Below are 11,563 nucleotides of genomic sequence, written 5' to 3'. Positions count from 1 at the left end.
TTAACAGGAGTTTGTGATGTGGTATTTCAGTTGGATTCTCGGAATCGGCGTGGCGTTAGCGTTCGGCATGATCAACGTGATGTGGCTGGAATCGCGTCGGCCGGTGGAAGCAGGCAAGCATAAGACGCATTGATGCATGCTCAACCGGCCGCGCGCCGGTCGAATAGCCACGCAAAAAAGAAACGGCACCTCGAGGTTCAAGGTGCCGTTTTTTGCGTGGCTAGATGAGAAGCGGTCACGCCCGCTCTCACGTTGCCCACATTACTTCATGAACAGCGCAGGTGTTCGTGTCCCGTCGCGTGAAGAGATCTGAATCGTGCGGCCAGTTGCGTTGCGAATGCACACGCCGATTTGCGACGCCCCCGCTGCGACTTGCGATGCAACGTATCGCGTGATGTCGTTGATGCGCGGCTGCAATGCACTATCCAGGTAGATGCCGCCGATTCGCTGGTTCGTGTTGCAGGCGGCCGCCGTCGGCAGGTTGGCGACATCGTCCCAGTTCGTGGAAGCAGCGTAGATATCCAGCGTCACCGCACTCGTGTCCGTGACGTTCTGCGCAAGTGTCTGCAGATACGAGTTGGTGTACGGATAATCCTTCAGATTGATGGGCGTCGGAACTTTGATCAGCACGACACTTCCCGCGTCCGAGGTCATCGTGCTATCGCTCGCATGCGTGACGCCTCGGCCGTCCACCCACACATCGGCGCTGGCCTTCGAGTAGTACGTCGGGATGCTGTTGCTGCACGCCATGTTCGCATTCGAGCAGTTGTCCACGGCGTACTGCAGCGAATCGGTTTTCCACGCGTTGATGAAGTCCGCATGCGCGGTATACAGGCTTCCCCATTGCGGCACCCACGTGCCATTCACGAAAATCGGATCCATCGACAATTGCGCGGTGGAGAGGTCAGAATCCTGCCCCAGGTCGTACGCAACATTGAGTTGCAGTTCCGGAATCTTGACGGGATAGGCGGCCGGACATTTTCCGTCCGCCTGCCGGTAGGCCATATTCATGATGTGGCTGGCCATGCTCGGCACAAGAGTGCGGCCGTCCCAGCAATCCGGAAAATGGACCGAGATATCGAGCTGCGCGTAAGTGCCGCTGCTGTCCGTTACGACCGGGCAGTTGGTCGGCGCGATCTGGGTGTAGGAGCCGCCGCGGCACAGATAGTTGATCTGCGGTTTGGGCACGGATGAACGGTGATCGCCAGCCAGCATTTCCAGGCCATCGGGAATCGTGTGCAGCGGCACCACCGGCTGATCGTTCTTGTAGTAGGTCTTCTGATCGCCCGGCACGACAATCCCCGACGCGCGTTTCAATTGCGGAACCCAGTACGAGGAAGGGTCCGCCGCGACATTACAGGTGGTGACCTTGTTGTCGTTCAGGGAGTAGTACGTACTATATGCATCCGCGCCCGTGTTGCCAAAAAAGTCGTGCACCATGGCCCTGCCAGGCTGCCCCGGAAAGACGATCGCATCGTCCGGCAGCGTGTGCGAATACGCGCATTGAACATTGAACTGGCCACCGGCGTACGCAGCGCCGGCTGGCAGGAAGAACAAGAGGCAGATTGCCGCTCGCATTGACATGGGTAACTCCTGAGCTTGAACGAAAACGCCTTGCCGGTATGACAAGGCGCTCGAATGTCATTAGTTAGCTTACCCAATTATTTTCAGAATAGACCGTGTGTGCGCTACTGCGCCGCACCGCCGTATATCGGTAACTGCCGTGCATAAAAAAGCCTCCGGGGTTAAAACGGAGGCTTCCCGAACATCGTGGCTTGCGAACCGAACCGCCCGATAGACCGAAATCAGCGCGGTTCGAAGCGTCGATAGAATTACGCGGGCAGCGGCGCCGCACCGGCGCCCGTAGCCGGCGACAGACGCGTCGCCAGCTTTTCTGCGTAGCGCTGCGCGGCATCGCCGACGACGATATGGAACGTGTCCGCCGCGACCCATGCCGTATCGAGCGTCGCCAGACGTTGACGATCGACCGCCGACGGGTCACGCACGACGATACGCAGACGAGTTGCCGCCACCGCATCCAGCGACACTACGTTGCCCGCGCCGCCGAACACGGCGAGCCAGCGCAACGGATCCGGATCGAGCGGGCCGCCTTGCGTGCCCGATGCCATAGCCGGCGTAACCGGCGCAGCCGCCATAGTAGGAGCCGGAGCAGCAGCCACCTGCTTCACCGCATCGCCGCCACCTTGCGCGATCACCGTGCGGATTTCGTCCGCGATGATGTCCGCTTCCGGTCCGATGATCACCTGCACATTGGTCGACCCGCGCTTGAGCACGCCGCGTGCGCCAATCGTTTTCAGTTCGTTTTCGGAGACCTTGTTCGAATCGACTACCGACAGACGAAGACGCGTCGTGCACGCATCCACCACCGACAGATTCGCTGCACCGCCGAGCGCGGCGATATAACGCTGCGCGCGCGGCACGGCCGCACCGGCGACCGGCGAAACGAAACCGCCAGCGGCAAACGAGTCGGCCTGTTCGTCGGCTGCGGCCGGCTCGCGGCCCGGCGTCGCCATGTTGAACTTACGAATGAAGAAGCGGAACAGGCCGTAGTACACCACCATATACACGAGGCCGATCGGAATCGCCCACCAGCCTCTCGTCGACAGGCCGTAGTTCAGTACGTAGTCGATTGCGCCCGCGGAGAAGGTGAAGCCGAGGTGAATACCGAGCGCCGAACAGATGGCGAGCGAGAGACCCGTCAGCAGCGCGTGGATCACGTACAGCACCGGAGCGAGGAACATGAAGCTGAATTCGATCGGCTCGGTCACGCCCGTGAGGAACGACGTGAGCGCCATCGAGAACAGCAGGCCGCCGACCACCGCGCGGCGCTCCTTCGGCGCTTCATGGAACATCGCAAGACAGGCAGCCGGCAGGCCGAACATCATGATCGGGAAGAAGCCCGTCATGAAGGTGCCCGCAGTCGGGTCGCCCGCGAAGAAGCGATGCAGGTCGCCCGTCACCGCGGCGCCGCCCGGCGGCGTGAAGGTGCCGAACACGAACCATGTGAGCGAATTGAGGATGTGATGCAAACCCGTGACGAGCAGCAAACGGTTCAGCACGCCGAACACGAACGCGCCGAGTGCGCCCGCGGTGGTGAGCCAGTGGCCAGCCGTATCGATCACGGCTTGCACCGGTTGCCACACGTAGCCGAACGCTATGCCGAGCACGAGGCACACTACCCCCGTGACAATCGGCACGAAGCGTTTCCCTCCGAAGAAGGCGAGGTAATCGGGCAGCTTGATGTCCTTGTACCTGTTGTACAGCAAGCCCGCGACGATACCCGCCACGATCCCGGACAACACGCCCATGTTGAGCTTGTCGTTGATGTCCTTCATCACGGCGACTTCGATCAGATAACCGATCGCGCCAGCCAGACCCGCCACGCCGTTGTTGTCTTTCGCGAAACCGACCGCCACGCCGATCGCGAACAGCAGCGGCAGGTTGTCGAAGATCGCGCCGCCGGCGTCGGCGATCATCTTGATGTTGAACACATCGGGCTGGCCGAGTCGCAGCAGCAGGCCGGCAACCGGCAGCACCGCGATCGGTAGCATCAGCGCGCGTCCCAGCCGCTGAATTTTCAGAAACGGATTCCCATCCATTGATACCTCCAATCCTTTGTCTCTTTGTTGAACGTCGTTGTTGAACGCCGTTATCGAACGTCGTCGTTGAGTCTTGTAGCTCGGGTTAATAATTGAGCGAAGCCGGCTGCGGACCGTGTGGGGTTCAGTCCAAAGGCCAGGTTTCGCGACTTGCTGCTCTTACCGCCTGCGCCGATTCGAGCGCCAGTGCATCCTGGGCGCGTTGACGGCACAGCTGATAATCGAGGTTGCGCACGCGCGCCTTGATGCCCGGCACCGACACCGGGTCCACCGAAAGCTCGGTTACGCCAAGGCCGATAAGCAGCGGCATGGCGAGCGGATCGCCCGCCAGCGCGCCGCACACACCGACCCATTTGCCGTGCTTGTCGGCACCTTGCACGGTGGCTGCGATCAACCGCAGCACAGCCGGATGCAAGCCGTCCGCCTGGGCGGCGAGGTCGGCCTGGCAACGATCCATGGCGAGCGTGTATTGCGTCAGATCGTTGGTGCCGATCGAGAGGAAATCCGCGTGTGGCGCGAGTTGATCGGCAAGCAGCGCCGCCGACGGTACTTCGATCATCACACCGACTTCGATTGGCTCCGTGCGGCCCGATTCGCGAGCGAATTCGTCGATGCGTTTGCGGATCCGGATCAATTCGCCGACGTCGGTCACCATCGGCAGCAGGATGCGCACGGCGCCGAGAGGCTGGACCGCGAGCAGACCACGCAACTGGTCGTCGAGCAGGTCCGGGCGCACTTGCGCGAGGCGGATGCCGCGCAAGCCGAGCGCGGGATTCGGCTCGGGCGGCAGCGTCAGATAGTCGACTTCCTTATCCGCGCCGACATCCAGCGTGCGGATGATCGCGGTGCGACCGCTCAACGCGTCGACGATTGCCTGGTAGCTCTGACGATGTTCGTCCGTGGTCGGCGCAGCGGCGCGGTGAATGAACAGCAGTTCGGTGCGCAACAGACCGACGGAATCGGCGCCGTTTTCGACGGCGGTCTTCGCGTCGTCGAGCGTGGCGATGTTCGCGGCCACTTCGATCGCGCGGCCATCGGACGTGACGGCGGCTTGCTGCGAGGTACGGCGATTGGCTTCGCGCACGCCGGCGAGACGGGTGCGTTCCAGACGTGCGCGTTCAACGTCGAGCCCGGTCGGCGCGAATTCGAGGCGGCCGGTCGTGGCGTTCACCACCATTTGCGTGCCTTCGGGAATCGCATGCAACGCGTCGCCGACTGCCACCAGTGCGGGAATGCCCGCCTGACGCGCGAGAATCGCCGCGTGCGAAGTCGCGCCGCCGCGCGCCATCACCAGCGCGGTAACACGCGAGCGATCCAGCGTCGAGAGATCGGAGGGCGTGAACTCTTCCGCCGCGAGCACGGCTTCTTCCGGTAACGTGCGCGCCGCGGCGTTCGTATAACCGAGCGCGCGCAGCACGCGCTTCTCGATGTCGCGCAGGTCGGCAGCGCGCTCCGCGAGCAACGCGTCTTCGATTTTCGAAAGGATCGCGATCTGCGCCCGAATCGCTTCGCGCCATGCAAAGCCGGCGCTCTTGCCGAGGCTGATCAGATCGCGCGCCGCGTCGAGCAGCGTGGGATCTTCGAGCAGCACGCGGTGTACCGCGAAAATGCCCGCTTCGCCGACCGCGCCGCGCTGCGATGCGTCACGCACGGTCGTGCCGAGGTCCGCATCGACGGTGGCAATCGCCTTGTCGAGCAGGCGGCTCTCCGCAGCGGACGTACCTGTCGCCTTCTCCGGCGGATCGATGTCCGCGTCGTCCCAGCGCACCAGTTTGCCGACCGCGATGCCCGGTGCGGCGCACACGCCGGCGAGCGTATTCGGAGCGAGCGCTTCGCCCGCCGGACGCACCACGGCTTGCGGCGCCGGCGAACTTTGGCGTGCCGGTTTATCTTCGACTTCGCCATGCGCTTCGCGCGTCAGTTCGTGAGCAATGGCTTGGATCGCGGCCCTCGCTTGCGGGCCGACGCCGAGCAACTCGACGGTCGCGCCCTCACCCGCGCCGAGTCCGAGCAATCCCACCACGCTTTCGATCGCCGCCTTGCGCCCTTCGTAACGCACTTCGACGCGTGCGTCGAAACCGCGCGCCGCTTCACGGGCCCGCGCCGCCGGACGTGCATGCAGACCGCCTGCGTGGACCAGCGTGACTTGCTGACGGGCTTCTTCCGCCACGTTCGTCACACCAGCCTGGCGTGACGCCTCGGCCGCCGCGCCACTGCGCGCGCGCAGCACCAGCAGCGGCGTTTCACCGGCTTTCAGCAGGCCGCCTTGCACGCGCTCGACGATCTCGAACGCGTCGGAATTGGCAATCGCCACCACCGACACGAGGCTCGGCGCATTGAGCGCGACCTGATCCTGATCGAACTCGATCAGCACGTCGCCGGCGCGCACGTGAGCGCCTTGCGCGACCATCGGCGCAAAGCCCTTGCCGTTCAGCGCGACCGTGTCGATACCGATATGCAGCAAAATCTCGACACCTTCGGCAGTGGCCAGCGTCACTGCGTGACCGGTGCGCGCGAGATGCGTCACCGTGCCGTCGCACGGCGCCACGAGTCGGCCCTCGAGCGGATCAATACCGATACCGTCGCCGAACATACCGCCCGAAAACACAGGGTCGGGCACGTTCGCGAGCGGCACGACCGGACCGGTCATCGGCGCGAGCAAAACAATATGGCCTTCAGAATGGCTCATCAAGCGGGACTCCTCGACACGTCGCATCTGATTTCTCGTCAGTGAGTTTCGGTGACTTTGTTGAGATGGCGCGGCGCATCGGGATTGCGCCCGCGCGCGGCGGCAAGGCCGGCGGCCATCACGTAAAAGGACAGGATCGCGGCGATCGGATCGAGCGCCGCATGAGCGGTGGTAGCGAGAGGCAGCGTGGCTTCCGGCACGTCGGCCGGCGCCGCGAGCAGGACACGGGCGCCGCGCGCCTTCATGTCGCGAGCAAGTTGCAGCAAGCCCGCCTGTTCCGGACCGCGCCGTGCGAAGACCAGCAGCGGGTAGTCGCGGTCGATCAGTTCCATCGGACCGTGACGCACTTCCGCACTCGAAAACGCTTCGGCCTGAATGCCGGAGGTTTCCTTCAGTTTCAGCGCGGCTTCCTGCGCGATGGCCAGACCCAGACCGCGGCCGATCACGATCATGCGCTCCACGCCGCGCAATTCCTCCACGGCATTCGACCAGTCGAGCTTGCCCGCGGCTCGCAGGGCTTCGGGGAGTGTCTTCAACGCCGCGAGCAGTTCGGCGTCTTTCTGCCAACGCGCGACGAGTTGCGCGGAAATCGACAGCATGGCGATGTAGCTCTTGGTGGCCGCGACGCTCAGTTCCGGACCGGCTTCGAGCGGCAACTCGAATTCGCACGCGTCGGCCAAGGGTGAGCCCGACACGTTCACGGCGGCGACGGTCAACGCGCCTGCCTGGCGCAATGCTTCCATCGTGCCGACCAGATCCGGACTCTTGCCCGATTGCGAGAACGCCAGCGCGAGCTGATCGCGCACCTGCAGCGGCGCTTGCTGGAGCGTCGCGACCGACATCGGCAGCGAGGCGACCGGCACGCCGAGTCGGCTCATCGTCAGGCATGCGAAGTAACTCGCCGCATGGTCCGAGCTGCCGCGCGCGACCGTCAGCGCGACATGACGCGGCTGCTGTGCAAGCTTTGCCGCGAGGGCCTCGACGCGCGAGGTATCCGTGAGTTGCTCAGCGACCGTTTCAGCAGACGCCAGCGCCTCTTTAAGCATATTCGACAATTGCTTCTCCTTCGACGTAAGTCGCGCTCAACGCCAGTTCACGATCGAACACGACCACGTCGGCCCACGCACCGCGCGCGATGCGGCCGCGGTCCTCGATGCCCAGGTAGTCGGCGGCGTAGCGCGACAAACGGTTCGATACATCGGCGATCGGCAAGCCGATCGACACGAGATTGCGCAGCGCCTGATCCATGGTCAGGGTGCTGCCGGCGAGCGTGCCGTCGGCGAGACGCACGCCGCCGAGGCACTTCGTCACATGCTGGCTGCCGAGGCGATATTCGCCGTCGGGCATGCCGGTGGCCGAGGTGCTGTCCGTCACCACATAGAGACGCGGAATCGCGCGCAATGCCGCGCGGATCGCACCAGGATGGACGTGCAGCAGATCGGGAATGATTTCGGCGAACTCGGCGTGCGCGAGCGCCGCGCCGACGAGGCCGGGATTGCGATGGTGCAGCGGTGACATCGCGTTGAACAGGTGCGTGAAGCCGCAGGCGCCGTGCTTGAGCGCGGCGACGGCGTCGTCGTAGGTGCCGAGCGAATGGCCCAACTGCACACGCACGCCGCGCGCCGCCATCTCGGAGATGATCTCCATGTGGCCGGCAATTTCCGGCGCCAGCGTGACCACGCGAATCGGTGCGATGGACAGATACTTCAGCACTTCGTCCATCACCGCCGAGACCGCCGCGTCCGGCTGCGCGCCGAGCTTGCCGGGATTGATGTACGGCCCTTCCAGATGCACGCCGAGCACGCGCGCGCCGCCGGGCGTGCGAATCCGCGCGTTGTTGCCCAGACCCGCGACGACGCTCATCAGTTCATCGCGCGGCGCGGTCATGGTGGTGGCGAGCAGGCTCGTCGTGCCGTAACGCGCATGCGTGCGGGTGATGGTTTCGATCGCGTTGTCGCCTTCCATCACGTCGGCGCCGCCGCCTCCATGCACGTGCAGATCGATGAAGCCAGGCAGGATGTAGGGCGCGTCGTTGGTCGACGGGTCGACACGTTCGCCGGTGAGCGCCGTGATGCGGCCGTTTTCGAATTCGAGCGTGCCGTGAATCCACCCATCGGTGGTGAGTATGTTTCCGGTCAGCATGAGTCTCTCTGGTAAGGCGTGATACGGGGCGTGACTGAATGAGGCCTGACGGCGGCCGTGCTCCTGAACTCGCCGACTTCGCGCGGGGCTCAGTCGAGCCGCTCAGGTGCGCAATTCAGCGACAAAGTCGTAGTAATCATCGCGGCAATAGGTGTCGGTCAGCTCGATCGCGAGCTGATCGGCGCTATAGCCGATACGGGTAATGACCAGCAGCGCCGAGCGCGGTTCGATATCCATCAACGCGGCGATCTCGCTCGACGCGTTGACCGCGCGAAAGTGCTGCAAGGCGCGCACCACGGCCGCGCCACGATGTTCTAGATAGCTGTAAAGCGAGTCGCCGACGGCTTGCGGGTCGGGCACGATGGCGGCCGGCAGCGCGGAATGCTCGACTGCCATGACAATGCCGTCCGCGCGCCGCAAGCGCCGCAGACTCGCCACCGCCGCACCTGGCGAGAGTCCGAGATGCACCAGCTCTTCGCGGTTGGCGGCGCGCATATCGCGCTCGAGCCACACCGAATCTGGCCGGAAGCCGCGCTGCTGCATCTTCTTCGTAAAACCGGTGAGACGCGAGAGTGGATCTTCGACGCGCGGCGTGATGAAACTGCCCGCGCCACGAGCGCGCCGGATCAAGCCTTGCTCGACCAGCAACTCGATCGCCTTGCGCGCCGTAATGCGCGACACGCCGATCGCGTCCGAGAGCGTGCGCTCCGAGGGCAGCGCCTCACCCGCTGACCACACGCCGCAATGAATCGCCGTCGCGAGATTGCGCGCGAGCTGCAAATAGAGCGGCGTGACGTTGCGGGCGTCAGGCATCAGTGCGGACCAGCGAGTTTCCATGGGACTCCGGCGGCCGACGCGGAAAGGTAGGCCTACGAAAAATGAGAGCCCATTATATAACCAACATAATACCAGTCAATCGACTGGTTCTATACTGGCATGACGAGGCGCAAAGCCTTGCCGGATAAGGCCGGAAGGGATCTGAGGAGCAGTTGGAACGCGGTTTCTGGAGCCCAGGACTTACCCGTATCCGAGCGTGGGAAGGCGGCTGGGTGGCCGGAGCGCGGTCTTTTCCGCGTAAGAAATAGAACCCTGATCGATACCTTTTTAATACCAGTTCAATCAACCCTTTACCGGTATGGCTTTTGCAAAAGAGAGGCGTTCCAATATAGTGCTGGGAAGCAAGCCATAACATTCCCCCGGGGAGCAGCATTTGACCGATTCCGAGGCGCTGCGGCGCGCTCAGGCCGTCCGCCATTTCAACCGCTTCTACACCCAGCACATTGGCGCACTCCACGAGCACCTGGCAAAGAGCGCGTTCTCTCTGACCGAGGTGCGCGTGTTGCACGAACTCTACCGCGGACGCGCGCAAACGGCCTCGGTGCTCGGGCGCGCGCTCGGTCTCGACAGCGGGTATCTCAGCCGCCTGTTGACCAGTTTCGAACGGCGCAATCTGATCACGCGCCGCCCGTCTGAAACGGACGCGCGCCAGTCGCTGATCGCCCTCACCAACAGCGGCCACGCCGCCTACGCGCCGCTCGATACCGCGGCGATCGAAGAAGTGTCTGTATTGCTAGCAGGCCTCCCGGCGCTTTCCCAGGAGCAGTTGATCGCCGCGATGAAAATCATCGAACGGCTGCTCGGTAAGGAGCCAAAGCATGAACTCGTGATGCTCCGCCCGCCGCGCCCGGGTGAATGCGGCTGGCTCGTGCATCGGCAGGCGCAGTGGTTCGCCGCGCAATACGGCTGGAATCAGTCGTTCGAAGGATTGCTCGCGCGGGTCGTCGCCGATTACACGCAACGCAACGATCCGGTGCGGGAGATGTGCTGGGTCGCCGATCAGGAAGGGGTCGTGGTCGGCTCGGTCTGTGTCGTCGGGGTGTCGACGACGGTGGCGGGCGTGCGGCTCTTATGGGTCGAGCCCGACGTGCAGCGCCTCGGCGTAGGCACCCAATTGCTAAGCGAATGCGTGCGTTTCGCGCGGCGCGCGGGCTACACGAAGCTCACGCTAACAACGGCCACCTCGCTGGAACAACCGCGGCGCCTGTGCGAGCGCGCCGGTTTCAGGCTTGCCAGCGCGGCGGCGGAGTGCCGCTTTGGCAAGGATCTGACGATCGAGCGATGGGAACTGGAACTGTAGAACGCGTCGCTCTTAAAACGACGGCACCACCGAACCCTTGAACTGCGTCTTGATGAACTGGCGCACGTCTTCCGACTGATACGCGGCAACCAGCTTCTTCACCCACGGCTTGTCCTTGTCCTGCGTGCGCACGGCAATCAGGTTCGCGTACGGGCTATGCACGTCTTCGAGCGCGATCGCATCTTTGGTCGGTTGCAGGCCGGCGGTCAGCGCGAAGTTCGTGTTGATCGCGGCGGCATCGACGTCCGACAGCGAGCGCGGCAGTTGCGCGGCATCGAGTTCGACCAGCTTGATCTTCTTCGGATTCTCGGCAACGTCGAGCGCCGTCGCGTTATTGCCGTTCGCGCCCGCACCGGCCTTCAGCTTGATCACGCCTTGCGTTTGCAGCAACAGCAGCGCGCGATTTTCGTTCGACGGATCGTTCGGCACCGCGACCTTCGCGCCTTGCGGCAGGTCCTTCAGCGACTTCAGCTTCTTCGAGTAGATGCCGAGCGGCGAGATGTAAGTGAGACCGGCGCTGACGATCTTGTAGCCGCGCTGCTTGATCTGGCTATCGAGGTACGGCTGATGCTGGAAGCTGTTCGCGTCGAGATCGCCTGCGTCGAGTGCGGCGTTCGGCTGCACGTAGTCGTTGAATTCGACGACCTTCACGTTGAGGCCTTCGCGCTTCGCCACTTTCGTGACGACTTCCCAGATTTGCGCATCCGGGCCGCCGATCGTGCCGACCTTGATCACTTTGTCGTCGGCGTGCGCGCCGAAGCTGGTAACGATCGCCGCACCGGCGATGACTGCCGAGAGGGCTTTGAGGATGTTTCTGCGCTGCATGTGATTCTCGCTGTTTCTAATCAATGACCTGGCCGACGATTTCATCGACGGCTTATCGAGTTCTGATCGATGTCAGATTCGGGTGGAAGCCGGCGACAAAGATTGCTTCTGGCAATGCGCCGCCAACTGGACCTCAAATGGTCTCATATG

At 63.5% G+C, this 11,563-nt stretch carries 9 protein-coding genes; 2 read left to right on the top strand and 7 right to left on the bottom strand.

Going from position 1 to position 11,563, the window contains the following annotated elements; genetic code table 11:
• The first annotated feature begins 16 nt into the window (after positions 1-16).
• Positions 17-133: a cytochrome bd-I oxidase subunit CydX gene (gene cydX / locus P0D70_RS11400; protein ID WP_091796841.1), complete on the top strand. Its 117-nt coding sequence runs from the start codon at positions 17-19 to the stop codon at positions 131-133.
• Between the two features lie 128 nt (positions 134-261).
• Here cydX and P0D70_RS11395 read toward each other — a convergent pair whose 3' ends face one another.
• The 6 genes from P0D70_RS11395 to P0D70_RS11370 form a co-directional block, all read right to left on the bottom strand.
• Complete coding sequence (locus tag P0D70_RS11395) at positions 262-1,584, bottom strand: DUF1996 domain-containing protein (RefSeq protein WP_408184552.1); 1,323 nt, start codon at positions 1,582-1,584, stop codon at positions 262-264.
• Positions 1,585-1,832: 248 nt separating this feature from the next.
• Positions 1,833-3,620 (bottom strand): N-acetylglucosamine-specific PTS transporter subunit IIBC, encoded by a 1,788-nt coding sequence (nagE, locus tag P0D70_RS11390; protein WP_408184551.1) that lies wholly within the window; start codon positions 3,618-3,620, stop codon positions 1,833-1,835.
• 124 nt (positions 3,621-3,744) lie between these two features.
• Positions 3,745-6,309 carry a phosphoenolpyruvate--protein phosphotransferase gene (gene ptsP / locus P0D70_RS11385; protein ID WP_408184550.1) on the bottom strand — a complete coding sequence of 855 codons (2,565 nt, stop codon included), beginning with the start codon at positions 6,307-6,309 and terminating at the stop codon, positions 3,745-3,747.
• A 38-nt stretch (positions 6,310-6,347) separates the two neighbouring features.
• Entirely contained in the window at positions 6,348-7,355 is a 1,008-nt protein-coding gene (locus P0D70_RS11380) for an SIS domain-containing protein (RefSeq protein ID WP_408184553.1), read from the bottom strand.
• Positions 7,348-8,451, bottom strand: coding sequence for an N-acetylglucosamine-6-phosphate deacetylase (nagA, locus tag P0D70_RS11375; RefSeq protein WP_408184549.1), 1,104 nt, complete (start codon positions 8,449-8,451; stop codon positions 7,348-7,350). The genes P0D70_RS11380 and nagA overlap by 8 nt, the downstream gene beginning before the upstream one ends.
• 102 nt (positions 8,452-8,553) lie before the next feature.
• A complete protein-coding gene (locus P0D70_RS11370) occupies positions 8,554-9,288 on the bottom strand; it encodes a GntR family transcriptional regulator (RefSeq protein WP_408184548.1) in 735 nt (244 codons plus the stop codon).
• 373 nt (positions 9,289-9,661) lie between these two features.
• Here P0D70_RS11370 and P0D70_RS11365 point away from each other — a divergent pair, with 373 nt between their 5' ends.
• Complete coding sequence (locus P0D70_RS11365) at positions 9,662-10,588, top strand: GNAT family N-acetyltransferase (protein WP_408184547.1); 927 nt, start codon at positions 9,662-9,664, stop codon at positions 10,586-10,588.
• Positions 10,589-10,600: 12 nt separating this feature from the next.
• Here P0D70_RS11365 and P0D70_RS11360 read toward each other — a convergent pair whose 3' ends face one another.
• Positions 10,601-11,413 carry a MetQ/NlpA family ABC transporter substrate-binding protein gene (locus P0D70_RS11360; RefSeq protein WP_408184546.1) on the bottom strand — a complete coding sequence of 271 codons (813 nt, stop codon included), beginning with the start codon at positions 11,411-11,413 and terminating at the stop codon, positions 10,601-10,603.
• Positions 11,414-11,563: the final 150 nt, after the last annotated feature.

Origin of the sequence: Paraburkholderia sp. RL17-381-BIF-C (assembly GCF_046026435.1) — a bacterium.
GTDB lineage: Bacteria > Pseudomonadota > Gammaproteobacteria > Burkholderiales > Burkholderiaceae > Paraburkholderia.
This window is presented reverse-complemented; position numbering and strand designations above follow the sequence as displayed.